Source organism: Kocuria sp. LUK, assembly GCF_021012935.1.
Lineage (GTDB): Bacteria > Actinomycetota > Actinomycetes > Actinomycetales > Micrococcaceae > Kocuria > Kocuria flava.
On sequence record NZ_JAJMZI010000002.1, the window covers coordinates 348,553 to 371,645 of the forward strand.

Sequence of the window (23,093 nt, forward strand, 5' to 3'; positions counted from 1 at the left end):
TGCCGCCGCGGGGCCGGGACCCCGCGGCGGCACGGGCTCACTGCTGCTCGCCGCCCTCGTCCTGGCCGCCGGTGAGGAAGTCCCCGGCCTTCTCCTGGGCGGTGTCGACGTGCTCGGCGTGCTGCCCGCCGGTGCGCTCGTCGACCGTGTCGCCGGCCTTGTCGATGCCCTGCTGGACCTGGTCCGGGTGCTGCCCGGCGAAGTCCTTGGCCTTGTCCGCGAATCCTCCGATGTCAACCATGGTCGGTCCTTCCGTCGTTCGGTGGCCGGGGGCCTGCGCCGCCCGGCTCGGACCCTCCCCATCGTGCCGTGTGCACCCGCCCCTGGCCACCCCGCCGCGCGGTGTTCGCCCGCCGCGCACACCGCCCGCTCCGGTGCGGCCCGGCCGTTCAGCGCCCGTGCGGGGGCGGCTGGACGCCCCCGAGCACCTCCGAGACGACGGCCCGGGCGTGCTCCTCGGCCGCCGCGGGGTCCCCGGCGAGCACGGCGGCGGCGGTGGCCTCGTGGTGGGCCAGGGCGGCGGGCTCCGGGTCCGCCGGCATCAGGCCCAGGCTCGTGCGGCCCGAGAGCACCTCGGCCACCACGTCCCGCAGCGCGGCGAGCATGGGGTTGCCGCTGGCCTCGAGCAGCAGGCGGTGGTAGGCGGTGTCGACCGCCAGGTACTCCGGGTCCGTGCCCCGCCCGGCCTCCCCGAGCTCCCGCAGCCGGGCGGCGAGACCGGCCAGGCGGGCCCGCTCGTCGTCGCCGGCGCGCACGGCCGCCAGCCGGGCGGCCACGGGCTCGATGGCCGAGCGCAGCTCGGTCAGGTCCAGCAGCTGGGCGGCCCGCCCCGGCCCGCCCAGCCGCCACCGGATCAGCCGGGGGTCGAACGGGTTCCAGGACTCCGGGGGCAGGACCGTGACGCCCACCCGGCGCCGGGACTCGACCAGTCCCATCGACTCGAGCACGCGCACGACCTCGCGCACGAGCGTGCGGGAGGCGCCGAGCTCCTCCTCGAGCCCGGCCAGGGTCAGGACCGTGCCCGGCGGGCGGGTCCCGGAGGCGATGGACTCCCCGAGCCGGTCCAGGACCGCGCCGTGCAGCTCCACGCCGTGCATGGGCCCTCCGTCCGTGGCCGGGGCAAGTCCTTGCCGCCGGTTGCCAAAAGTATGATCTTTCTGCCAGCCTAGCGCGTGTCGTGGATCACGACGACGCCTCACCGCCCGATCCGGGCACGAGATCAACGGAGATGCTCAGTGGACGACTGGACACAGACCCTCGGCACCGCGCCCCTGCTGGGCATCGCGGCGGCCGCCATCGCGCTGATCCTGGTCCTGGTGATCAGGTTCAAGCTGCACGCCTTCCTCACCCTGATCGTGGTCGCCCTGCTGACCGCCTTCGCCACGGGCATCCCGACGGGCATGATCGTGGACACCGCGGTCGAGGCCTTCGGCGGCACGCTCGGCTCGGTCGCCCTGCTGATCGGCCTCGGCGCGATGCTCGGCAAGCTCGTCGAGCACAGCGGCGGCGCCCGGGTGCTCGCCGACAGGCTCGTGGAGATCTTCGGGGAGAAGCGGGCGCCCTTCGGCCTCGGCATCGCCTCGCTGATCATGGGCTTCCCGATCTTCTTCGACGCCGGCCTGGTCGTGATGCTGCCGATCATCTTCGCCGTCGCCCGCCGGGTCAGCGGCAACAACGTGCTGCTCTACGGCATCCCCGCCGCCGGTGCGTTCTCGGTCATGCACGTCTTCGTCCCGCCGCACCCGGGCCCCGTGGCCGCCACCGAGCTCTACGGCGCCGACCTCGGCACGGTCCTGCTGATCGGCCTGCTCCTGGCCTTCCCGCTCTGGTACCTCTCCGCGTACCTGTGGGGCAAGCGCGTGGGCACCAAGTACGTCCTGCCCGTCCCCGGGTTCTTCGGCGAGGTCGACCCCGACCAGCCCGCCGACCCGCCGAAGGTCGGCACCATCGTGGCCCTGCTGCTGCTGCCGCTCGTGCTGATCTTCATGAACACCGGCCTCGACTTCCTGCGCGCCGCCGGCACGGTCTCCGAGGACACCTCGTGGTTCCAGCTGCTCTCCGCGCTGGGCGAGTCCCCGGTCGCGCTGCTGATCTCGGTGCTCGTGGCCCTGTTCGTGCTCGGCACCCGGCGCGGCGAGCACGGCACCGCGCTCGAGAAGGTCGTCGACTCCTCCCTGGGCCCGGTCGCCTCCGTCATCCTCATCACCGGCGCCGGCGGCATGTTCGGCGGCATCCTGCGCGCCTCCGGCATCGGCGACGCCCTGGCCTCGTCGCTGGACGGCATCGGGCTGCCCGTCATCTTCGCCGCCTACCTCATCGCCGTCGTCCTGCGCCTGGCCCAGGGCTCCGCGACCGTGGCCCTCGTGACCGCCGCCGGGCTGATGGCCCCGGCCGTGGCCGCGGGCGGGTTCGGCTCCGTGGAGGTCGCGGCGATCGTGCTGGCCACCGCCGCCGGCTCCGTGTTCGCCGGCCACGTCAACGACTCCGGCTTCTGGCTGGTCGGCCGGCTCATGGGCATGGACGTCAAGACCACCCTGAAGACCTGGACCGTCCAGCAGGCCCTCGAGTCCGTGCTCGGCTTCCTGATCGTCCTCGTCGTCTTCTGGGTCGCCTGATGCGCCCCGTCGCGCAGCTGTTCGACCTCACCGGCCGCCTGGCCCTGGTCACGGGCTCCTCCCGCGGACTCGGCCGGGTCCTCGCCGAGGGCCTGGCGCAGGCGGGCGCGCGCGTGGTGCTCCACGGCCGCGACCGGGAGGCCCTGGAGGCGGCCCGGGCGCAGATCGCGGCCGCCACGGGCACCGACCCGCTCGTGGTGCGCTTCGACGTCACCGACGCCGCCGCGGTGCGGGAGGCGCTCGCGGCCCTGGTCGACGCCCACGGCGTGCCCGAGATCCTCGTCAACAACGCCGGCATCCAGCGCCGGGCGCCGTTCAGCGAGTTCTCCGCCGAGGACTGGGACGAGATCGTCGCGGCGAACCTCTCCAGCGCGTTCCACGTCTCCCGGGCGCTGGCCCCGGGCATGCAGGAGCGCGGCTCGGGGAAGATCGTCAACGTCGGCTCCGTGCAGTCCGTGCTGGCCCGGCAGACGATCGCCCCCTACTCGGCCACCAAGGGCGGGCTCGTGATGCTCACCAAGGGCATGGCCGCCGACCTCGCCCGCCACAACGTGCAGGTCAACGCGATCTCGCCCGGCTACTTCGCCACCGAGATGAACCAGGCCCTCGTGGCCGACGAGCAGTTCAGCGCCTGGGTCGCCCAGCGCACCCCCGCCCAGCGCTGGGGCCGGGTCGACGAGCTCGTCGGCACCCTCGTGTGGCTGTGCTCCGACGCCTCGAGCTTCGTCTCGGGGCAGAACGTCCTCGTGGACGGCGGGATGACCGCCGTCGTCTGAGCCCGTCCGTCCCCGCCGCCCCCACCCCCAGGAGGAGTCCCCATGCAGGCCGTCGTCATCCACGGGAAGCTCGACCTGCGGGTCGAGGACCGCCCCGTCCCCGAGCCCGGCGAGGGGCAGGTGCGCCTGCGGATCGCCTACGCCGGGGTGTGCGGGTCCGACCTGCACTACTACTACGAGGGCGCCAACGGCGAGTACGCCGTGCGCGAGCCCCTCGTGCCCGGCCACGAGGTCTCCGGGACCGTGGACCTCGACCCGTCCGGGGAGCTCGCCCCCGGCACGCCCGTGACCGTCCACCCCGCCACCTTCGGCACCCCCGAGCCCGGCATCCTGGACCGCCGGCACCTGTGGCCCGGCGGGGCCTACCTGGGCAGCGCCTCGACGGACCCGCACACCCAGGGCGGGATGAGCGAGCACCTCGTGGTGCGCCGCGACATGGTCCGGGTGCTGCCGGCGGGCCTGGGGCTGCGCGCCGCCGCGCTCGCCGAGCCCCTGGCCGTGGCGCTGCACGCCCTCACGGTGGCCGGGGACGTGGCCGGGCGCCGGGTGCTCGTCTCCGGGTCCGGGCCCATCGGGCTGCTCGCCGCCGCCGCGGCGCTGGCCCGGGGCGCGGCCGAGGTCGTGGCCACCGACGTGCGCGCGGGCCCGCTCGAGCGGGCCCGCGCGCTGGGGGTGCACGGCACCGTGCGCGTGGGCGCCGAGGAGGTCCCGCCCCTGTCCTTCGACGTGGTCCTGGAGTGCTCCGGGGTGCCCGCGGCCGTGAGCGCGGCGCTCGTGGGCGCGCGCCGGGCCGCCGTGGTCGTCCAGGTCGGCATGGTCCCGGGGGAGCCCCGCCCGGTGAACCTCGCCCCGCTGGTGTCCAAGGAGCTGCAGCTGCGCGGGAGCTTCCGCTTCGACGACGAGATCGGCGAGGCGCTCGAGCTGCTCGCCCGCCGCCCGGAGATCGAGGGCGTCGTCACCCACGTGCTCCCGGCCGGGCAGGCCGTGGCGGCCTTCGAGGCCGCCCGCGACTCGGCCGCCTCCGGCAAGGTCCTCGTGTCCCTGCGCCCCGGCGGCGCCCGGTGACGGACCCGCGCGCCGGGGCGGCCGGACCGGTCGTCGTCGGCGTCGACATCGGCACCACGGCCACCAAGGCCGTGGCCTTCACCCCGGCCGGCGACCAGCTGGCCTGCGCCTCCGCCGGCTACCCCCTCGAGACGCCCGCGCCCGGCCGGGAGGAGCAGGACCCCCGGCGGATCCTCCAGGCGGTGCTCACCACGGTGCGCCGGGTCGCCGCCGAGGTCGGCCCCGCGCGGGTGGCCGGGCTGTCCTTCAGCGCCGCGATGCACAGCCTGCTCGGGCTCTCGGCCGCGGGGGAACCGCTGACCGGGCTGATCACCTGGGCCGACGCCCGCGCGGGCGCCCAGGCCGAGCGCCTGCGCGCCGCGCCCGGCGGCCTGGCGCTGCACCGGCGCACCGGCACCCCCGTGCACCCGATGTCCCCGCTGGTGAAGCTCGTGTGGTTCCGGGAGGAGGAGCCCGCCCTGTGCGCCCGGGTCGCCGCATGGGCCGGGATCAAGGAGTGGGTGCTGCTGCGGCTGTGCGGCCAGCTCGTGACCGACCACTCCGTGGCCTCGGCGACCGGGCTGCTGGAGCTGAGCACCCTGGACTGGGACGCCGAGGCCCTGGACCTCGCCGGCCTCGGCCCGGACCGGCTGCCCCGCCTCGTGGCCACCACCCACGTCCTGCCGGGCCTGACCGCCGAGGCGGCCGCGGCGACCGGGCTGCCGGCGGCGACCCCCGTCGTCGTCGGCGCCAGCGACGGGCCGCTGGCCAACCTCGGCCTGGGGGCGGTGCGCCCGGGTGTCGCCGCGTGCTCGATCGGCACGAGCGGGGCCCTGCGGGTGGTCGTCGACCGCCCCGTGGTCGACCCCCGCGGGCGCGTGTTCTGCTACGCCCTCGTGCCCGGGCGCTGGGTCGTGGGCGGGGCGATCAACAACGGCGGCGTGGTGCTCGGCTGGGCCGGCGACGCCCTGGCCCCCGACCTCGGCGACGAGCCCGAGGAGGAGCTGCTGGCCCTGGCCGCCCGCGTCCCGGCCGGTTCCGGCGGGCTGCTCATGCTCCCCGCCCTGCTGGGGGAGCGGGCGCCCCGCTGGACTTCCATTCCGCGTGGGGCATATGTCGGGCTGACGCGCGCCCACCGTCGGGAGCACCTCGTGCGCGCGGCCCTCGAGGGGGTCTGCCAGCAGCTGGCCCTCGTCCTCGGCTCGATGCGCGAGGCCGGGCTGCCCGTCACCGAGATCCGCGCCACGGGCGGGTTCGCCCGCAGCCCCCTGTGGCGACGGCTGCTCGCCGACGTCCTCGGCACGGAGATCTCCTTCGCCCCCGGCCACGACGGCTCCGGCTTCGGCGCGGCCCTGCTCGGGATGCAGGCCCTGGGCCTGGTCCCCTCGGTGGACGTCGCCGCCGACCTCGTGACCGTGGCCGAGACCGTGGCCCCGGACCCGCACGACGCCGCCGTCCACGCCGCCCTGCGCCCGGTCTTCGACGGCCTGCACGACGCCCTGGCCCCGTCCTTCACCGCGCTGCGCGACCTCGCGGACCGCCTGCCGCTGGAGCGCTGAGCCCCCGGGCCGCCCCGGCCCGGACGGTGGCCCCGCGCCGTCCCGGCCCGCACCGGAAGGCCCTGCGCCGTCCCGGCCCGGACGGTGGGCCCGGACGGTCCGGCCCGCGGCCCGCGTCGTCGCCTGCGGCCCCGCGGGTCCCGAACCGGTATCGATCCGCCGGGCGCCCCCTCGGACGGGCGCGACGGCCGTACCCTGGACCCAGCCTTCCGCGCGGGACCGCGATCCGCGCGGCACCACGACCGTCGACGGCGCCGAGGGGGCGCGCGGTGTTCACACGGACCGACGTGGCCGAGCTCGTCCCGCAGATCTGCGGGCCCGTCCTGCTGCCCGGCGACCCCGGCTTCGCCGAGGAGGTCGCCGGCTTCAACCTCGCCGCCGTCCACCGCCCCGACCTCGTGGTCGGCGCCGACGACACCGGGGACGTCATCACCGCCGTGCAGTGGGCGGCCGCCCACGACGAGCCCGTCGGCGTGCAGGCCACCGGCCACGGGGCGGACCTGCCGATGGAGGGCGGGCTGCTGCTGACCACCCGCCGGATGCAGGAGCTCGTGGTGGACCCGGTCCGCCGGTGCGCCCGGATCGGGGCGGGCGTGCGCTGGGGGTCGGTGATCGACGCCATCGCCCCCCACGGGCTCGGGGTGCTCAACGGCTCCTCGACCCACGCGGGAGCCGTCGGGTACACGCTCGGCGGCGGGCTGCCCGTGCTGGGCCGGGTCTTCGGCTTCGCCGCCGACTGGGTGCGCGCCCTCGAGGTCGTCACCCCCGACGGCCGGCTGCGCGCGGTGGACGCCGAGCACGAGCCCGAGCTGTTCGCGCTGCTGCTGGGCGGGAAGGGCAACCTGGGCATCGTCACGACCATGACCCTGGAGCTGTTCCCGCTGGGGCCGCTGCTGGGCGGCGGCGTCTTCTGGCCGGGGGAGGACGCCCAGGAGGTGCTGGCCGCGTTCAGCCGGTGGGCCCCGGGGCTGCCCGCGGCCGCGAGCACGTCCGTGGCGCTGCGCTGGATGCCCCGCTCCGCGGAGGTGGACCCCCGGGTGGCCCGCCGGCAGGTCGTGCACCTGCGCTTCTGCTGGGTCGGGGACCCCGAGGAGGGCCGGCGCGCGCTCGAGCCGATGCGCTCGACCGGCCGGCCGCTGCTGGACACGGTCGCGCCGCTGGACTACCGCCGGATCGACCGCGTCCACCTCGACGCCACCCAGCCGGGCCTGTACGTGCTCACCGGGGAGTTCCTGCGGGACTTCGACGCCGCGGCGCTCGCGGCGCTGCTCCAGCACGCCGGCCCCGGCACGCAGTGCCCCCTGCCCGAGGTCGGGATCCGCCTCATGGGCGGGGCACTGGCCGGGCCGGGCGCGCGGGACGACGCCGTGACCGGCCGGGACGCCGCGTTCTTCCTCGAGCTGATCGGCCGGCTCTCCCCGGGGGTGGCCGAGCGCACCCCGCCCGCCCTCGCGGCGATCCTGCGGGCCCTGGCCCCCTGGAGCACCGGGCGGGCCTTCGTGAACCTGCACGGGATGCCCGGCGGGGAGTCGGAGCGGGCCCGGGCCTGGTCCGAGGAGGTCTACGCGCGGCTCGTGCGCGCCAAGGCCGTCTACGACCCGCAGAACCTGCTGCGCTTCCAGCACGTCGTCGGCCAGGTCCGCTGAGCCCGCCCGCCGGGCCCCGGCCTGTCCCGCGCTGCCCGCGCCCGGCATGATGGGACCGGGCCGTCCGCGGGCAGCGCGGGCGGGACACACCGGAAGGAGACACGACCGTGGACCTCAAGGGCCTCGTGAACAAGGCGAAGGACTACGCCCGGCGCAACCCCGACAAGGTCGGCAAGGTCATCGACCGGGCCGGGAACCTCGTCGACCGGCGGACGGGGCGCAAGTACGAGCGCCACGTGGACAGCGCCCAGCAGAAGGCCCGCGACCTCCTCGGCGGAGGCCCCGGGACGGGACCGCGGCCCGGGGACGGGTCCGCACCCGGGTCCGTGCGGCCCGGGGAGGCCGGCCCGGACGGGCAGCCGCCCCGCGAGGACCCGCACGGCCGGGGCCCGCAGGAGCCGCCGCGCCCCTGAGCGCCGTGCCGCCCGCCCCGCCGGGGCGGGATCCGTGCGGCCCGGCCGGACCCGCCGGCCGGGCCGCCGGCGTGCTCAGGGCCCGCACGGCCGCGGCCGTGCGGGCCCTCGAGGCGGCGACCGCGGCGGAGACGGGGCGGTCCGGGCCCGCCCGGCGGGCGGCCCGGCGGCGCAGGGCGCCGCTCACGGCGCGTGCCACCAGCAGGGTCAGTCCCGCCGCGGTGGCGGCGGCGACGACGAGGGCGGGAACGAGGACGACGACGACCATGCCTGCTCTTCTCCGGGGGCTCGAGCACCGTCGGGCGCGAACGGGGCCGCGGCCGCCGGGGGAGCGGGCGCGGGGAGCCGGCGCCGGGGGCGGGCGCCGGGGCGACCGCCGGGGGGAGGCGGTCCCTCCCATCCTCCCGGCCCCGGGCGCCGGCGCAATGGACTTTCGGCGGAACTTTCGCCCCGCCCCCTCGCCCCGGCGGGGCGAGGGGGCGGGGAGCACACGCCGCGGGCCACGGCTCCGGAGTGTTCCCCGCGGATGGGCACCGCCGCTGTCACAATGGCCCCGTGACCTCCGGGAATGGACGGGCACCGGTGTGTGGGCCACGCCGGTGCCGCCCGCTCCCGCCGGGTCGCGCCACCGCGGCCTCCCCCGCCGCGGCCGACCGACCGCCCGCAGCACGTCCGCCCCGCTCCTGTCCCCCCGAGGAGTTCCCCCATGTCATCCACCTCCGCCACGCCCGGTCCCGAGGACCGGGTGAGCTGCCGCAGCGCCCACGACCCGTTCGCCACCGGCCCCTACCCGGTGCGCTTCGGCTCCCCGGCCGAGCTCGCGGCCGCGACCCGGCACGAGTACCTGGCCCGCACCGGGCCGCTGCTGGTCGCGTCCCGGGCGGGCTACCACCCGGACGGCCCCTGGCCCGGCTCCGCCCTCGAGTCGGCGCAGAACGTCCTCGCGACCCGCCCGGGCGTGCTCGTGCAGCTGGACCTGCGCCGCACCGTCGACGGCACGTGCGTGGTCCTGCACGAGCCCGTCATGGGCCGTGCCTGCACGGGCGTCGGCCCCATCAGCGAGCAGTCGGCCGACTACGTGCTCAGCCAGCGCCTCGTGGACAACCACGGCGAGGTCTCCGCTCACCGCGTCCGGGAGGCCGCCGACTTCCTCGCGTGGGCGGTGCGGGACGGGGCGGTGCTGTGGCTGGTCGCCCACGACGTCGACCCGGCCGAGGTCGTGCACCTGGTGCGCGCCCACGACGCCGCCGCCCACGTCGTCGTCGCCGTCCACGGCCGGGCGGAGCTGACGGCCTACCGCGAGCTCGCCCCCGAGCTCGTCTACTGCGTCCCCACCGGCCGGGATGGCCTCGGCACGGCCGAGGACGTGCGCCGGGAGGCCCCCGACCCGGCCCGGCTGATCGGCTGGGGCGGGCAGTACATGCCCGACCCGGAGGAGGGGCTGCGGCTGCGGTCCTGGGACGTCCCCACGGTCCTGGACCTCACCCGCTACGACGAGAACCTGCACGACGACGAGCTCGACCCGCACTGCTACCGGCGCGCCGTGGAGACCGGCTGCCTGATCCTGGTGACCACCCACTACCGGGAGGCCGCCGACCTGCTCGGGGTGCGGCCCTGGCAGGCCGCGCCCACCGGCCGGCGCGCGCAGCGCGGCTGACCTTCCGCCGCGGCGCCGCGGGGACTAGCGTCGGAACCCAGCGGTGCCCGGGCCCCCGGGAGCGGCGCGACCGGGGCGGGCCACCGACGCAGGCGAGTCCAGGAGGCAGGCCATGGTCCACGTCCAGCTGCTCGGCACCGGCGGCACGATCGCCTCGCGCGGCAGCGGGGAGACCGGGGCGGTCGCGACCGACCGCGCCGCCGGCCTGGCCCGCGGCGCGCACGGGGCCGTCACCGTCGGCGTCCGCGACGTCCTGACCACCAACAGCTTCCGGCTGGACCTGGCGGACCTGCGCCGCATCGCCGAGGCCGCGCGGGAGGCCCTGGAGGACCGCGGCAACGACGGCGTGGTGGTCACCCACGGCACCGACACCCTCGAGGAGACCGCGTTCCTGCTGGACCTCGTCCACGCCTCGCCCAAGCCGGTGGTGCTCACCGGGGCGCAGCACCCGGCCGACAGCCCCGCCCCCGACGGGCCGGGCAACGTGGCCGACGCCGTGCTGGCCGCCGCCTCGACCGCGCTGCACCACTGCGGGGCCGTGATCGGCTTCGCCGGCACCGTGCGCACCGCCCGCGGGGCCCGGAAGGCCCACACCACCGCCCCCGACCCGTTCGCCGGCGGCACCGAGGTCGCCCGCATCGCCGGGGGCCGGCTGCACGTGCTGGCCAAGCCGGTGCGCCGGCCGCCGCTGCCGCTGCCGGGCCCGGGCTTCGACACGGCCCGGGTCGAGGTCGTCACCGCCTACCCCGGGGCGACCCCGCACCTGCTCGAGGCCGCCGTGGCCTCCGGGGCGCAGGCGGTCGTGCTGGCCGGGACCGGAGCGGGCAACGCCGGGCCGGGCTTCGCCGAGGCCGTGCGCGCCGCGGTCGGGGGCGGGTGCGCGGTGGTCCTCGGCAGCCGGGTGCCCTGGGGGCCGGTCGTGCCCCGCTACGGCGACGGCGGCGGGGTCGACCTCGTGGCCGCCGGCGCCGTGCCCGCCGGGGAGCTCAGCCCCTTCCAGGCCCGCATCCTGGTGGCGCTGCTGCTCTCCCACGGCACGGCCCCGGCCGAGCTGCCCGCGGCGCTGCGCCCGCACCTGTGACCACCGGCCCCGTTCCCGCCCGAGCCCAGGAGGACCCGTCATGAAGCACTACCTGCTCAGCATCGAACAGCCCGACGGCGGTCCGGCCGGCCCCGAGGTGCTCGAGCCCGTGATGGAGCGCGTCGCCGCGTTCAACGACGAGCTGCGGGCCGCCGGCGCCTGGGTCTTCGCGGGCGGGCTGGACCGGGCCGAGGCCTCCGTCGTCGTCCGCTTCCACGGGGACGACGTCGTCACCACGGACGGGCCCTACGAGCGGGAGGACGAGCACGCCGGGGGGATCTGCGTGCTGGCCGCCCCCGACTACGACGCGGCCATCGAGTGGGGGCGCAAGCTGGCCCGCGCCACGACCCTGCCGGTGGAGGTGCGGGAGTTCCAGGGAGAGCCGGCCGAGCACCTGCCGTGAACCCCCCGCGCGGGTTCGGCAGGCTCCGGGCGCTGGCCCGCACCCTCGCCCGCGTCGCCGCGCGGGCGCTCACGGCGCAGCTGCTGCGCTGGCTGCTGAGCCTCGTGCGGACCGGCCGCGACGCCGCGGCGGCGGCCCTGGCCAACCGCACCGCGACCTCCTCGGTGCTGGGCGAGGCCCCCGTGGTGGTCAGCCTGGCCTCCCACGGGCGGCGGCTGCGCACCGCCCACCTCGCCGTCGAGGCCATCGCCGCCGGCACCGTGCGCCCCCGCCGGCTGGTGCTGTGGGTCCCCGACGCCGCCGTCGTGGCCGACCCGCCGCCGCCGCTGGCCCGGCTGGTCGCCCGCGGCCTCGAGCTGCGCCGCGCGGACCCGGACCGGGGCCCGCACAACAAGTACTGGCACCACGTGGTCTCGTGCGCCCACCACGAGCTGCCCCTGGTCACCGCCGACGACGACGTCCTCTACGGGCCGGGGTGGCTCGAGCAGCTGGTGGCCGCGCACGCCCGCCACCCGCAGGACGTCGTCGCCCACCGGGCCCACCGGATCCGGCTGGAGAACGGCCGGGTGCTGCCCTACGCCCAGTGGGGTCCGGCCGTGCCGGGCACCGTCTCGCGGCGGACCTTCGCGACCGGGCTGTCCGGAGTGCTCTACCCGCCCCGGGTGCTCGACGCGCTGCGGGAGGCCGGGCCCGCCTTCGAGCGGTGCTGCCCGCGGGCCGACGACGTCTGGCTGCACGCCACCGCCCTGCGCCTGGGCGTGCCCGTGCGCCCGGTCGCGGACGGCGCCACCACCTACCCCGCGGTGCCGGGCACGGTGTGGGGCGGCCTGTGGCCGCACAACGTGCTGGGCGGGGGCAACGACGCCCAGGTCGCCGCGACCTACACCCCCGAGGACGTCGCGGCCCTGTGGCGGGACCAGCTGGCCACGGAGGGACCCGTGCCCCGCCTGCGCCCCCGGCCCCGGGAGCGCGGTGCGGGCCGCGGCGGGTCCCGCGAGGTGCGGGGCCCGCGCACGCCCGAGCCGCACTGAGACCCTGCCGGCCCGGTCCCGCGCCGCGCGGCGGCCGGTGCGGGACCGGCCCGTCGTCAGCCCGCGCGGCCGCGCAGCACCGCCTCGTAGAGGTTCGCGGGCACCTGCCCGAGCCGGTGCGCCCGCTCGACCGCGGCGAACCCGCCGGGGACCTCGTCGTAGGGGAAGTGGATCAGGTCCGCCACGAGCTCCCAGTGGTCGATCATCCCGCCCGTCCACAGCCGGCAGATCTCCTCCGGGGTGTCGCCCGAGAAGGAGGGCACCTCCGGCAGCACGTACTCCCCGTCCGGCACCCGCCAGGCCTCGATCGCGTCGAGGTCGCCCGCGAGCTCCTCGAGGGTGTCGTAGTGCGCGGTCCGGTCCGCGGCCACGCTGCCGCTCGCGGAGGCGAGCTCGACGTCGAAGCCGCCCTCGGCCGCGGCGAACACGGAGGTGGGCCCGGGCTCGCCGCCCACGCCGGCGTCCAGCGGGAGCTGCGAGGGCAGCCACTCCCAGCCGTCGCCGAGCTGGTCCATCTCCAGGTCGCGGTAGGCCGTCCAGCCGCGGGCGACCAGCAGCTCGTGGGCGTCGTCGTCCCACGTGCCCTGCTCGGCGCCGGTGATCTCCGGCTCGGGCGCGGCGGCCCCGGCGTGGAACCGGCGGCGCTCCTGCTTCTTCTTCGCGGCGGCCTTCTTGCGGGGCTTGCTCTTGGGCACGGGGTCTCCTGGCGGGCGGGAGGACCGGGCGGCGGGTCCTCGGGACCTCCATGATGACCCATCCCCGCGGCCCCCGCGGCCCCCGCGGCGCCTCCGCCCGGGGCCGTGGGCGGCCCGGCCCCGTCGTCGGGCGCCGCGCACCGTGCGCTGGCTAGAGTGAAGTGCATGGAGCATTCGGAGGCCGAGCGCGTCGGGGCCCTGCACGCCCTGGGCGTGCTCGACACCCCGCGGGAGGAGCGCTACGACCGCGTGGTGCGCCTCGCCCAGCAGATCTTCGGGGTGGGCGCCGCCGCCGTGAACCTCGTCGACGCCGACCGGCAGTGGACCAAGGCCGAGGTGGGGCTGCCCGGACTGGTGAACACCCCGCGGCGGGACTCCTTCTGCGCCCGCACCGTCGAGCACCCCGGCGCGCTCGTGGTGCCCGACGCCGCGGCCGACGACCGCTTCCGCACCAACCCCTTCGTCCGCGGCGACCCGCCCGTGCGCTTCTACGCCGGGCACCCGCTGCGCGCCCCCGGCGGGGAGCGGATCGGCTCGCTGTGCCTGACCGACCCCGTCCCGCGGGAGCTCACCGCGCGCGAGCAGGCGATCCTGGCCGAGCTGGCCGGGCTGGTCGAGCACGAGCTCGCCGCCCAGCACGAGATCGACCACGCCGGGCAGGTGCAGCGGATGCTGATGCCGCGCACCGCCCCGTCCGTCCCCGGCTGGGACCTCGCGGCCCGGTGGGCGCCGGCGCGCGAGCTCGGCGGGGACTTCTACGACTGGTGGGTCCAGGACGGACGGCTGCAGCTGCACGTCGCCGACGTCATGGGCAAGGGCCTGCCCGCCGCCCTGCTGGCCGCCTCGGTGCGCGCGGTCCTGCACGGGTCCGCCCGCTACAACGACCAGCGGGCCGCGGTCGACCGGGCCGGGGCCGCCCTGGAGTCGATCCTCGAGGACACCGGAACCTTCGTCACCGCCTTCGCCGCCCGGGTGGATCTCGGCACCGGCGTCCTCGACTACGTCGACGCCGGTCACGGCCTCGCCGTCGTCTGCGACCCCACCGGGGCCCACCGCCGGCTGTGCTCCTCCGGGCTGCCGCTGGGCGCGCTGCCGGGCAGCACGTGGGAGCCGCGCACCGAGCGGCTCGCGCCCGGGGAGACCCTGCTGGTGATCAGCGACGGGCTGCTCGACTACTTCCCGGACGTCCCCGCCGCCCTCGCCCGCGCCGGCCGGGCCGTGGCGGACAGCGCAGGCTGCGAGGAGCTCGTCGAGCGGGTGCTGCGCTTCGCGCTCGAGCGGGGGCTCGACGACGACGTCACCGTGCTCGCCCTGCGCCGCGCCGGCTGAGCGGGAGTAGCCTCGGGAAGGCCCGCCCTCCCGCCCCGCGTCCCAGGAGCCGCATGTCCTCGTCCCGCCCGCCCGAGCCCGTGCGCTCCCGCCTGGACCTGCCCGGGCGCGCCGACCACCTCGTCCTCGTGGGCGCGCTGGGGATCCTCAGCGCCGTGAGCCCCATGGCCATGGACATCTACCTCGCGTCCATGCCGGCGATGGCCGACGACCTCGGCGCCTCCGCCTCCGCCGTGCAGCTGACCATGACGACCTACATGGTCGGCATGGCCGTGGGGCAGTTCCTGCTCGGGCCCGTCTCGGACGTGCTGGGCCGGCACCGGCTGATGGTCGCGGGCAACGTGGTCTTCCTGCTCAGCTCCGTGGCGGTCGTGCTCGCCCCCGGCATCGGCACGGTCCTGGCCCTGCGCACCCTGCAGGGGGTCGCCGGGGCGGCGGGGGTCGTCATCGCCCGCGCCGTCGTCTCGGACATCGCCACCGGCCGGCAGGCCGCGAAGCTGTTCTCGGCGCTGGCGACCATCACCTCCCTGGCCCCGGTCGTGGCGCCGCTGCTCGGCGGGGTCATCGCCACGGTGGCCCCGTGGCAGGTCGCCTTCTGGGCGCTCGCCGGCTTCGGGCTGCTGATGCTCCTGTGCTCGGTGCTCGTGGTCCCGGAGACCCTGCCCCGGTCCCGCCGCCGCACCGGCGGGATCGGGGCGGCGGTCGCCGGCTCCCGGGCCGTGCTGCGCAACGGACCGTTCATGGCCTGGGCGCTGGTCTTCGGGCTGAGCTTCGGCACCCTGTTCTCCTACGTCTCGGCGTCCTCGTTCGTGGTGCAGAACGTCCTGGGCTACTCGGCGCTCGCCTACTCCGCCGTCTTCGCCGTCAACGCCGCGGGGATGATCGCGGCGGCGCTGGTCAACGCCCGGCTCGTCGACCGGATCGACCCGGCGGTGGTGCTGCGCACGGCGCTCACGGTCCTGGCCGCGGTCACCGTGGTGGGCCTGGGGCTGGTCCTGGCCGGGATCACGGGGTGGACCACGCTGGTGCAGCTGTTCGTCGTCCAGACCTGCGTGGGCTTCGTGATGGGCAACGCCACGGCCCTCGCCCAGGAGCGGGTGCCCGGCCGGGCCGGTGCGGGCTCCGCCGTGCTCGGGCTCGTGCAGTTCCTCCTGGGCGGGCTGGTCTCCCCGCTCAGCGGCATCGCCGGGCAGCACACGGCGGTGCCGATGGCGGTGCTCATGGCCGGCTGCGCGGTGCTCGCCCTGGGCGCCGCGGTCGTGGCGACCCGGCTCTCCCGCTGAGCGGGCCGGGCCGCTCCCCCGGGCGAGGGCCCGGTGTGCCGCCTCAGCCGCCGAGCTGCCGGGCCTGCTCGTCCCACGCGGCGTGGTCGTCCCGGGTGCGGGTCGCGCGGTCGATCTCGCGCAGCGCCCGCAGCGCGGCGTTGCGCTGCCGGGCCAGGGAGTCCGCGGCGGCCCGGGCGGCCGCGTCCTGGCGCCCGCGCGCCCTGGCCTCGGAGATGGTGCGCATGACGGCGTCCACCCCGTCGGAGCCGCCGGCGAGGTAGGCGGCGCGCACCTGCGGGTCGGGATGGCACAGGCAGCGCTCGTCGGACTGCCCGAGCCGGGTGTCGAACTCCCGCCCGGTCAGGTCGGAGAGCATCGCCGCGACCCGGTCCAGGCGCTCCTCGACCTCCGCGAGCAGCCCGGCGCGGGCGGCCGCCGGGCGCAGCGACCACAGGAGCTGGCCGTGCCGGCGCAGGGCGGCCTCGTCCCAGTCCGTCCGGGGGACCTCCGCCAGCCGCGCCGCCACGAAGGCCGCGTCCCCGCCGCCCCGCTGCGGGGGCGGCAGGGCGCCCAGCTGGGCGGCCAGCCAGGCCGCGCGCATGTCCTCCGCCCCGGCGTGCCGGGCCTGCTCGGGGGTGATCCGGGGGCGCAGGGGCGCAGCGGCGCCGGTGGCGCGCACGGCGGTCAGGGCCAGGTGCACCAGCAGGCCCAGGGCGAGGAGGGCGGCGGCGAGGGCTGCGGCGATCACGGCCGTGCTCCCCGCGGGCGGGGCGCCCCGTGCGGGACGTCCCGGTGGGTGCGGCGCCGGTGCGTGGTGCTCATGGGATCCTCCCGAACCCTGCGGCCCTGGACCTCCAGGGTATCCGGGCGGGAGGCCCCGGCACAGGGGTCAGCCCAGGACCGGGTTGTGGGCGGTGCCGGCGGTCTCCCCGCCGTCGACGACGACCTCGGCGCCCGTCACGAACGACGAGTCGTCCCCGGCGAGCCAGGCCACCGTCGCGGCGACCTCCTCCGGCCGGCCCGCCCGGGCCATCGCGACGTGCTCGACGTCCGGGGACATGCCCTCGGTCATCGGGGTGGCGATGAAGCCGGGGTGCACCGAGTTGACCCGGATGCCGTCGGCCGCGAGGTCCAGCGCCGCGGTCTTCGTCAGCCCGCGCACCCCGAACTTCGAGGCGGTGTAGGCGGGGATCCGCTCGTAGCCGCGCAGCCCGGCGATCGAGGAGACGTTCACGACCGACCCGCCGCCGCGCTCGCGCATCGCGGGCACCACCGCCTGCAGCCCCAGGAACACCCCGGTGAGGTTCACGGCCAGCACCCGGTCCCAGTCCTCCCGCGAGTGCTCCGCGGTGTGCCCGAAGGCGACGATCCCCGCGTTGTTGACCAGCACGTCCAGCCCGCCGAAGGCCGCCACCGTCGCGTCCACCGCCGCGGCCCAGCCCCCGGCATCCGTGACGTCGAGGTGCACCCGCTCGGCACGGGCCCCGAGCGCGGGGTGCACGTCCGTCTCCGGCAGGACGTCGGCCAGCATCACCCGGGCGCCCTCCTCGACCAGGCGCACGGCCACGGCCGCCCCGATCCCGCGCGCCGCGCCGGTGACCAGCGCCGTCCGTCCCTCGAGCGTCCCCATGGCGCTCCCCTTCCGCGTCGCTCGTGACCGGGGCGCCCCCGCGCCCCCCGGACGGGACCGGACGGACGACGACGCCCCGCCGCGGCTCCCGCTCCTCCAGCAGAGCACCGCCGCGGCCGCAGCACAACGGGTCCGTGCCTCCCCGCCGGGATGTGACCGGCGTGCCCCGCCCGGTGGTGGCCGGATCCGGCGGTTCCCAGCGCAGGGACGCGGGTGCGGCGGCGGATCCGCCCGGAGGCTGAGCCGCGCGGGGGAGGTCGGGCGCCCCGGGAGGAGAGGACCGCCGGCCCCGGTAGCCTGGGCGCATGAGATCCGTGCTGCTCCCCCTCTCCGCCGCCGCCGTGCTGCTCCTGTCCGCCTGCGCCGGGGACGACGGCTCCGCCGACCCGCTGCTGGCCGAGCACGGCCTGACCGGGATGAGCACGGAGGAGGTCGTGGCGCAGCTCGACCGCACCCACGAGGACCGCGAGGCCGGTCTCGCCGGGTCCGTGACCTACGACGAGGTGCTGCTGGCCGACGGCGCCGCGGAGACCTCCCTGCCGATGCCCGAGGACCGGTTCTACCTCGCGATCGCGCCGTACCGGACGACGACGCACGAGTGCTTCGCCCACAGCCTCTCCGGCTGCCAGGGGGAGCTCGTGGGCGAGGACCTCGACGTGCGGATCACCGACGCGTCCGGGGCGGTGCTCGTCGACGAGCAGGTCACCAGCTACGAGAACGGGTTCGTGGGCTTCTGGCTGCCCAAGGACATCACCGGCACCGTGGAGGTCTCCTCCGCGGACGGGGCGGCGCGCACCGCGTTCGGGACCTCCGCCGGGGACCCGACCTGCCTGACCACCATGCGGCTGGTCTGAGCCCGGCCGCACCGCACACGGCCCGCGCGCCCGGCCGGGTCCCGCACCCCGGCCCGTGCCGCGGGGATCCCGTCGGTCCGGGTCAGACCCTGCCGGTCGAGCCGCCCAGGCGCTGGGAGATCTCCCCGGCGGCGGCGCGGCAGACGTCCCGCAGCAGGCGGGCCTGCTCCTCGCCGACCCGGTAGCGGGGCGCGGCGATCATCGTGACCGCGACCAGCTCGCCGCGGTGGTCGTGGACGGGGGCGGCCACGCCGACCTCGTCCACCGAGGTCATCCCGTAGTTGAGGGCCACGCCGTCGCGGGCGACCTCCGCCAGCAGCCCGAGGTAGGCGGTGACGGCGTCCTCGGTGGGTGCGGGGTGCTCGATCGCCCCGGACAGCAGCATCGTCCGGACCCGCTCGGCCGGCTGGGCGGCGAGGAATACCTGCACCGAGGCGCTGTGCGCGGTGTTGAAGCGGGCGCCCAGCGGGGTGGTGTGCTTGATCTGGCGGCGGCTGGGGATCTGCTCGACGCACACGCTCTCGGCGCCGTTCCACAGCATCAGGGTGCTCGTCTCCCCCGTCTGCTCGGCCAGGGCCTGGAGCACCGGGTAGGCGACCCGCCGCTCGTCGAGGTCGGCCAGCAGGGGCCCGGTCACGGAGATCAGCCCGAGCCCGAGCCGGAAGCGCCGGCTCTGCGGGTCCCGCTCGACCAGCTCCTCCTGCTCGAGGACCGAGAGGATCCGCGAGACGGTGCTCTTGTGCAGGCCCACCTGCGCGGCGATCTCGGTGACGCCCAGCGACGGGCTCTCCGTGGAGAAGCAGCGCAGCACGCTGATCGCGTTGGAGACGACGGAGGCGGCGCGGGCCTCGCCGTTGGACGGGGAGCTCTCGGCTGACACAGGCATAGGACTGACCATTCTTCACCATCGGACGGTTCCCGCGGGCCCGCACCGGCGCGCGCCGGGCCACGGGGCCCGCGACCCGGCCGGGCACGGGCACGGCACCGGGTGCGGCGCCGCGGGACGCCGCACCCGGTGCCGGTGCTGGGGGAGGGGGCCGCCCGCCGTCCCCCGTCGGGGGGAGCGGGCGGCCCGGGGCTCAGCGGCTCAGGGGCCGGTGGCCGCCGGTTCGGTGCCGGCCCGGGCGGAGGCCGGACCCGTGCCGTTCGGGCTCGGCCGCTCCGGACCCGGCCGTTCCGGACCCGCTTGTTCCGCGCGCGAGGCGGGCGGGAGGTCCCCGGCCTCCATGCGGGCCCCGGCGAGGCGCTCCGCGGCGGTGGGCGTCGGGTCGTTGACCTCCCGCTCCAGGCGCACGATCTCCCGGTTGCGGGTGATCAGGCGGCGGACCAGGTTGGCGATCATGAGCAGGATGATGAAGGAGAACGGGAACGCGCCGATGATGGTGCCGGTCTGGACCGTGTCCACCACGGCCGTCCCGCCGAGGGTCAGCAGCGTGACGGCCACGGCCCCGATGCTGGCCACGAGCACGACGCGGAAGAGGGGGCCGGCCTTGCGCGGGGCGGAGACGAACTCCGCCAGGGCGTGGGCGCCGGAGTCCAGCGAGGTGACGTAGTAGGTGGCCACGAGCACGGTCGCCACCACGAGCAGCAGGGACCCGACGACGGGCACGGACTCGAGCATCACGAACAGCCCGCTCGAGGTGTCGGCGGCCACGGCTTCGGAGATGCCCCGGTCGCTGCGGTCGTCGTAGTACAGGGCGGCCGAGCCGATGACGCCGATCCAGATCATGACGATCAGGGAGGGGACCACGGTGACGCCGATGACGAACTCGCGGATCGTGCGTCCGCGGGAGATGCGGGCGATGAACCCGGCGACGAAGGGGCTGAAGGCGATCACCCAGCACCAGATGAACACGGTCCACCAGCCGTTCCAGCTGTCCTGCCAGGTCTCCAGCGGCCGGCCCGAGGTGCCGGCGTCGGTCCAGAAGCTCATCGCGGTGAAGTTCGCGAGGAAGGAGCCGAAGGTCTGGGTGATGTTCGAGAGCAGGAAGATCGTGGGACCGAAGACGAACACGGCCGCGATCAGCACGATGCTCAGCACGGAGTTGAGCTCGCTGACGCGCTTCATGCCCTTGTTGATTCCGAAGAACGCCGAGACGGCGGTGAGCCCGCCCAGCCCGAGGATGACGACCAGCCACAGGCCCGGGCCCGAGGAGACCCCGGTGAAGGAGCCCAGACCGGAGCTGAACTGCATGGCGGCGAAGCCGAAGGAGGTGGCCAGGCCGAGGACCGTGGCGCTGATGGCGAGCAGCTCCACGACCACGCCGGCCCCGCGCTGGGACCACTTGGGCAGGATGTCCACGGTGGCCTCGCGGAAGGTCAGGGTCTTGCCCAGGTTGTGGTGGGAGTAGGCCAGGCACACGGCGACCACGCAGTACATCGCCCACGCGGTGAAGCCCCAGTGGAAGTAGGACCAGACCATGGCGCCCTCGCCGGCGCCGTCCGGGCCGGCGGGCACCACCGGGTTCTCGTCGCGCAGCATGATGGGCTCGGCCACGGACCAGAAGATCAGGCCGATGCCCTGCCCGCAGGCGAAGAGCATCGAGTACCAGGCGAACTTCCCGTGCTCGGGGCGGGCGTCCGGGCCGCCGAGGCGGACCTTGCCGACCCGGCTGAACACCAGCCACAGGCACACCGCCACGGCCACGACCGAGTAGAGGATGAACAGCCACGTGAAGTTGCCGGTCACGAACGTGCGCGCACCGGAGATCGACTCCGCGGCGCCGGCCGGGTCGAGCGTGACGACCACCAGCACGGCGATGATCAGCAGCGGCGGCAGGACGGCGATGATGGTCCGGTCCAGGGGCGGCAGGTGCCGGCCGCGGAAGCGCGGGATGTTGATGGCCCCGGTCGTCACGTCGACGTCGGAGTACCCGTTGCCGTGGTCCGGCGCGGACGCCGGACCGGTCTCGAGGTGCTTGGTCATGTCGGACTCACTTCCCGAACTCGCTGGAGACCGCGCGGGCGATGCCTGCCCGCACGGCGTTGAGCAGCAGCTCGCCCCGCTCCGCGGTGGCGCCTGCCGGTGAGGAGAGGCAGCCCGAGCCCGGGGTGCGGGCCGGGTCCTCGGGGAACACGTCGTAGGGGGTCAGCTCGGCCGGGGGGTGGACCGGGGCCCGGGACATGTCGACCTTCCCGGGGTGCAGGTGGAGCATCAGGGAGGTCTCGAGCACGCCGCCGTGCTCGATGTCCCAGCCGAGGAAGCCGTCGGGGAAGACGGCCTCCAGGGTCTGCTCGTCGACGAAGTCCCAGTAGGACAGCAGCAGCGCCCGCACCGGCCCGCCGTCGTCGTCGCGGTGCTCGCGCACGGCCAGGTCGAGGCCCTCGTAGAGGAACTGGTAGTTCTCGAAGTGGCCGTTGACGACCACGACCCGGCGGATGCCGTGGCGGAAGAACTCGGCGACCACGTCGCGGGTCTGCAGGATCAGCGCCTGCCCCGACAGGCTCGTGGTGCCCACGCGGTGGTTGCCGCCGCCGGAGCGCGGCTGGGACTTGTAGCCGTAGCGGAACGCCGGGGCGACCACGGCGTCGAGGTCGTCGGCGACCGCGGCGCAGACGGCGGTGGAGAGCATCGCGTCCACGCCCAGGGGCATGTGGGGGCCGTGCTGCTCGGTGGCCCCGGTGGGCACGAGCACCAGGCCGTGGCCGGTGGAGGCGTACTCCTCGTACGAGGCGGCGTCGAGGTCTTCGAGGTGGCGGGTGCTGACCACAGGGATCCTTCCGTGTGCCCGGGGCGCCGGCGGCGCGGACCCGGTGCGGGGTGCGGGGTTCCCGGGCGGCAGGCCCGGGGAGACCGGTGGCGCCGCCCGCGGGCGGCGCCACCGGGGGAGGGGGCGGCTCAGGCCTCGATGATGTTGTGCTCGGGGCCGTAGGGGAACTTGGTGATGTTCTCGGCGCCGTCCTCGCCGACCACCAGGATGTCGTGCTCGCGGTAGCCGCCGGCGCCCGGCTCGCCCTCCGGGATCGTGATCATCGGCTCCATGGACACGACCATGCCCGGCTCCAGCACCGTGTCGATGTCCTCGCGCAGCTCCAGGCCGGCCTCGCGGCCGTAGTAGTGGCTGAGGACGCCGAAGGAGTGGCCGTAGCCGAAGGTGCGGTTGGCCAGCAGGCCGTGGGAGACGAAGATCTCGTTGAGCTCCGCGGCGATGTCCTTGCACACCGCGCCCGGCTTGATCAGCTCGAGGCCGCGCTCGTGGACCTGGACGTTGATCTCCCACAGCTCGCGCGAGCGGGCGTCCGGCTCGCCCAGGAACAGGGTGCGCTCGAGGGCGGTGTAGTAGCCGGAGGTCATCGGGAAGCAGTTCAGGGACAGGATGTCCCCGCGCTGCAGCTTGCGGGTGGTGGCCCAGTTGTGGGCGCCGTCGGTGTTGATCCCGGACTGGAACCACACCCAGGTGTCGCGCACCTCGCGGTGCGGGAAGGTGCGGGCGATCTCGTGGACCATCGCCTCGGTGCCGGCCAGCGCGACCTCGTACTCGGTGATGCCCTCGCGGATCGCGGCGCGGATGGCCTCGCCGCCGAGGTCGCCGATGCGGGCGCCGTGCTTGATGACCTCGATCTCCTCGGCGGACTTGATCATGCGCTGGCGCATGGCGTCCTGGGAGACGTCGGCGAGCTCGGCGCCCTCGAAGGCGGCCTGGATGCGCTGACGGGTCAGCAGCGGCAGCGCGTCGTCCTCCACGCCGATCCGGTTCGCCTTCACGCCCCGCTGGCGCAGGACCTCCTGGAGGGCGAAGTAGAAGTTGTCGCGCTGCCAGTCGGTGTAGACGATGTTGTCGCCGTAGCTGGTGCGCCACGGCATGCCGGCGTCGATGTTGGCGGTGACCGTGACCGAGTCGTCGGCGGTGACGACCAGGGCGTAGTTGCGGCCGAACGTCGTGTACAGGAAGTCCGAGTAGTACTTGATGCCGTGGTAGCTGGTGAGGATCACGGCGTCCAGCTGCTTGGCCGCCATGATCTTCCGCAGGCCGGTGAGGCGGCGCTCGAACTCGGCGTCGGAGAAGGTCAGCTGCTCCTTCTGGCCGTTGTGCAGGACCTTCAGGCGCTCGAGCTCGGCGACGGAGGTGGCGTTGGTGGCGGTCGTGGTGGTCAT

General features: G+C 76.1%; 22 protein-coding genes. 13 read left to right on the forward strand and 9 right to left on the reverse strand.

From position 1 onward, the window contains the following. Positions 1–37: 37 nt before the first annotated feature. Complete coding sequence (locus LQU92_RS04385; protein WP_101851164.1) at positions 38–241, reverse strand: antitoxin; 204 nt, start codon at positions 239–241, stop codon at positions 38–40. Between the two features lie 148 nt (positions 242–389). Then, positions 390–1,097, reverse strand: a complete 708-nt coding sequence (locus LQU92_RS04390; protein ID WP_230777655.1) for a FadR/GntR family transcriptional regulator — start codon at positions 1,095–1,097, stop codon at positions 390–392. Positions 1,098–1,235: 138 nt separating this feature from the next. Here LQU92_RS04390 and LQU92_RS04395 point away from each other — a divergent pair, with 138 nt between their 5' ends. From LQU92_RS04395 to LQU92_RS04440, 10 genes are all read left to right on the forward strand, one after another. Beyond that, positions 1,236–2,615, forward strand: a complete 1,380-nt coding sequence (locus tag LQU92_RS04395) for a GntP family permease (protein WP_230777658.1) — start codon at positions 1,236–1,238, stop codon at positions 2,613–2,615. Beyond that, on the forward strand, positions 2,615–3,391 hold the full coding sequence (locus LQU92_RS04400; RefSeq protein WP_101851161.1) for a glucose 1-dehydrogenase: 777 nt from the start codon (positions 2,615–2,617) through the stop codon (positions 3,389–3,391). Before LQU92_RS04395 ends, LQU92_RS04400 begins: the two co-directional genes overlap by 1 nt. Before the next feature lie 42 nt (positions 3,392–3,433). Then, entirely contained in the window at positions 3,434–4,456 is a 1,023-nt protein-coding gene (locus LQU92_RS04405; protein WP_230777660.1) for a zinc-binding dehydrogenase, read from the forward strand. After that, the gene (locus tag LQU92_RS15215; RefSeq protein ID WP_230777662.1) at positions 4,453–5,994 is read left to right on the forward strand and encodes a gluconokinase; all 1,542 of its coding nucleotides are present in this window, start codon (positions 4,453–4,455) and stop codon (positions 5,992–5,994) included. Before LQU92_RS04405 ends, LQU92_RS15215 begins: the two co-directional genes overlap by 4 nt. Before the next feature lie 269 nt (positions 5,995–6,263). Continuing rightward, positions 6,264–7,640 (forward strand): FAD-binding oxidoreductase, encoded by a 1,377-nt coding sequence (locus LQU92_RS04415; protein ID WP_230778692.1) that lies wholly within the window; start codon positions 6,264–6,266, stop codon positions 7,638–7,640. A 107-nt stretch (positions 7,641–7,747) separates the two neighbouring features. Further along, positions 7,748–8,053, forward strand: a complete 306-nt coding sequence (locus tag LQU92_RS04420) for an antitoxin (protein WP_230777663.1) — start codon at positions 7,748–7,750, stop codon at positions 8,051–8,053. A 706-nt stretch (positions 8,054–8,759) separates the two neighbouring features. Then, positions 8,760–9,710, forward strand: a complete 951-nt coding sequence (locus LQU92_RS04425; RefSeq protein WP_230777665.1) for a hypothetical protein — start codon at positions 8,760–8,762, stop codon at positions 9,708–9,710. Between the two features lie 112 nt (positions 9,711–9,822). Beyond that, positions 9,823–10,791 carry an asparaginase gene (locus LQU92_RS04430; RefSeq protein ID WP_230777667.1) on the forward strand — a complete coding sequence of 323 codons (969 nt, stop codon included), beginning with the start codon at positions 9,823–9,825 and terminating at the stop codon, positions 10,789–10,791. A 40-nt stretch (positions 10,792–10,831) separates the two neighbouring features. Next, on the forward strand, positions 10,832–11,194 hold the full coding sequence (locus LQU92_RS04435; protein ID WP_230777669.1) for a YciI family protein: 363 nt from the start codon (positions 10,832–10,834) through the stop codon (positions 11,192–11,194). Continuing rightward, positions 11,191–12,225 carry a hypothetical protein gene (locus tag LQU92_RS04440; protein WP_230777671.1) on the forward strand — a complete coding sequence of 345 codons (1,035 nt, stop codon included), beginning with the start codon at positions 11,191–11,193 and terminating at the stop codon, positions 12,223–12,225. The genes LQU92_RS04435 and LQU92_RS04440 overlap by 4 nt, the downstream gene beginning before the upstream one ends. A 56-nt stretch (positions 12,226–12,281) precedes the next feature. Here LQU92_RS04440 and LQU92_RS04445 read toward each other — a convergent pair whose 3' ends face one another. Continuing rightward, complete coding sequence (locus LQU92_RS04445) at positions 12,282–12,920, reverse strand: hypothetical protein (protein ID WP_230777674.1); 639 nt, start codon at positions 12,918–12,920, stop codon at positions 12,282–12,284. 165 nt (positions 12,921–13,085) lie between these two features. Between LQU92_RS04445 and LQU92_RS04450 the strand changes: the two genes are divergently transcribed. Together LQU92_RS04450 and LQU92_RS04455 are read left to right on the forward strand one after the other, a co-directional pair. Beyond that, positions 13,086–14,249, forward strand: coding sequence for a PP2C family protein-serine/threonine phosphatase (locus tag LQU92_RS04450; protein WP_230777677.1), 1,164 nt, complete (start codon positions 13,086–13,088; stop codon positions 14,247–14,249). 53 nt (positions 14,250–14,302) lie between these two features. After that, positions 14,303–15,532: a multidrug effflux MFS transporter gene (locus tag LQU92_RS04455; protein ID WP_230777679.1), complete on the forward strand. Its 1,230-nt coding sequence runs from the start codon at positions 14,303–14,305 to the stop codon at positions 15,530–15,532. 43 nt (positions 15,533–15,575) lie between these two features. Here the strand turns inward: LQU92_RS04455 and LQU92_RS04460 are convergent, their stop codons facing one another. Then, positions 15,576–16,262: a hypothetical protein gene (locus LQU92_RS04460; RefSeq protein WP_230777683.1), complete on the reverse strand. Its 687-nt coding sequence runs from the start codon at positions 16,260–16,262 to the stop codon at positions 15,576–15,578. Positions 16,263–16,403: 141 nt separating this feature from the next. After that, positions 16,404–17,144, reverse strand: coding sequence for an SDR family NAD(P)-dependent oxidoreductase (locus tag LQU92_RS04465; RefSeq protein WP_230777686.1), 741 nt, complete (start codon positions 17,142–17,144; stop codon positions 16,404–16,406). A gap of 305 nt (positions 17,145–17,449) precedes the next feature. On the opposite strand from LQU92_RS04465, the gene LQU92_RS04470 reads away from it, so the two are divergent. Next, positions 17,450–17,998, forward strand: a complete 549-nt coding sequence (locus LQU92_RS04470) for a CueP family metal-binding protein (protein WP_230777689.1) — start codon at positions 17,450–17,452, stop codon at positions 17,996–17,998. 82 nt (positions 17,999–18,080) lie between these two features. Here LQU92_RS04470 and LQU92_RS04475 read toward each other — a convergent pair whose 3' ends face one another. The 4 genes from LQU92_RS04475 to LQU92_RS04490 all read right to left on the reverse strand — a co-directional run bounded on the left by LQU92_RS04475 (position 18,081) and on the right by LQU92_RS04490 (position 23,093). Beyond that, a complete protein-coding gene (locus LQU92_RS04475; protein WP_230777691.1) occupies positions 18,081–18,884 on the reverse strand; it encodes an IclR family transcriptional regulator in 804 nt (267 codons plus the stop codon). 201 nt (positions 18,885–19,085) lie between these two features. After that, the gene (locus tag LQU92_RS04480) at positions 19,086–20,924 is read right to left on the reverse strand and encodes a BCCT family transporter (RefSeq protein WP_230777693.1); all 1,839 of its coding nucleotides are present in this window, start codon (positions 20,922–20,924) and stop codon (positions 19,086–19,088) included. Positions 20,925–20,931: 7 nt separating this feature from the next. Beyond that, complete coding sequence (locus tag LQU92_RS04485; protein ID WP_101851145.1) at positions 20,932–21,708, reverse strand: creatininase; 777 nt, start codon at positions 21,706–21,708, stop codon at positions 20,932–20,934. A 128-nt stretch (positions 21,709–21,836) separates the two neighbouring features. Beyond that, a complete protein-coding gene (locus tag LQU92_RS04490; protein ID WP_230777695.1) occupies positions 21,837–23,093 on the reverse strand; it encodes a M24 family metallopeptidase in 1,257 nt (418 codons plus the stop codon).

What these genes read in the sequence shown, in the direction of transcription:
- LQU92_RS04455 (WP_230777679.1), top strand. Translation starts at nt 14,303, where the DNA reads ATGTCCTCGTCCCGCCCGCCCGAGCCCGTGCGCTCCCGCCTGGACCTG.
- LQU92_RS04435 (WP_230777669.1), top strand. Translation starts at nt 10,832, where the DNA reads ATGAAGCACTACCTGCTCAGCATCGAACAGCCCGACGGCGGTCCGGCC.
- LQU92_RS04450 (WP_230777677.1), top strand. Translation starts at nt 13,086, where the DNA reads ATGGAGCATTCGGAGGCCGAGCGCGTCGGGGCCCTGCACGCCCTGGGC.
- LQU92_RS04425 (WP_230777665.1), top strand. Translation starts at nt 8,760, where the DNA reads ATGTCATCCACCTCCGCCACGCCCGGTCCCGAGGACCGGGTGAGCTGC.
- LQU92_RS04490 (WP_230777695.1), bottom strand. Translation starts at nt 23,093, where the DNA reads ATGACCACCACGACCGCCACCAACGCCACCTCCGTCGCCGAGCTCGAG.
- LQU92_RS04480 (WP_230777693.1), bottom strand. Translation starts at nt 20,924, where the DNA reads ATGACCAAGCACCTCGAGACCGGTCCGGCGTCCGCGCCGGACCACGGC.
- LQU92_RS04465 (WP_230777686.1), bottom strand. Translation starts at nt 17,144, where the DNA reads ATGGGGACGCTCGAGGGACGGACGGCGCTGGTCACCGGCGCGGCGCGC.
- LQU92_RS04405 (WP_230777660.1), top strand. Translation starts at nt 3,434, where the DNA reads ATGCAGGCCGTCGTCATCCACGGGAAGCTCGACCTGCGGGTCGAGGAC.
- LQU92_RS04470 (WP_230777689.1), top strand. Translation starts at nt 17,450, where the DNA reads ATGAGATCCGTGCTGCTCCCCCTCTCCGCCGCCGCCGTGCTGCTCCTG.
- LQU92_RS04390 (WP_230777655.1), bottom strand. Translation starts at nt 1,097, where the DNA reads ATGCACGGCGTGGAGCTGCACGGCGCGGTCCTGGACCGGCTCGGGGAG.
- LQU92_RS04385 (WP_101851164.1), bottom strand. Translation starts at nt 241, where the DNA reads ATGGTTGACATCGGAGGATTCGCGGACAAGGCCAAGGACTTCGCCGGG.
- LQU92_RS04400 (WP_101851161.1), top strand. Translation starts at nt 2,615, where the DNA reads ATGCGCCCCGTCGCGCAGCTGTTCGACCTCACCGGCCGCCTGGCCCTG.
- LQU92_RS04430 (WP_230777667.1), top strand. Translation starts at nt 9,823, where the DNA reads ATGGTCCACGTCCAGCTGCTCGGCACCGGCGGCACGATCGCCTCGCGC.
- LQU92_RS04475 (WP_230777691.1), bottom strand. Translation starts at nt 18,884, where the DNA reads ATGCCTGTGTCAGCCGAGAGCTCCCCGTCCAACGGCGAGGCCCGCGCC.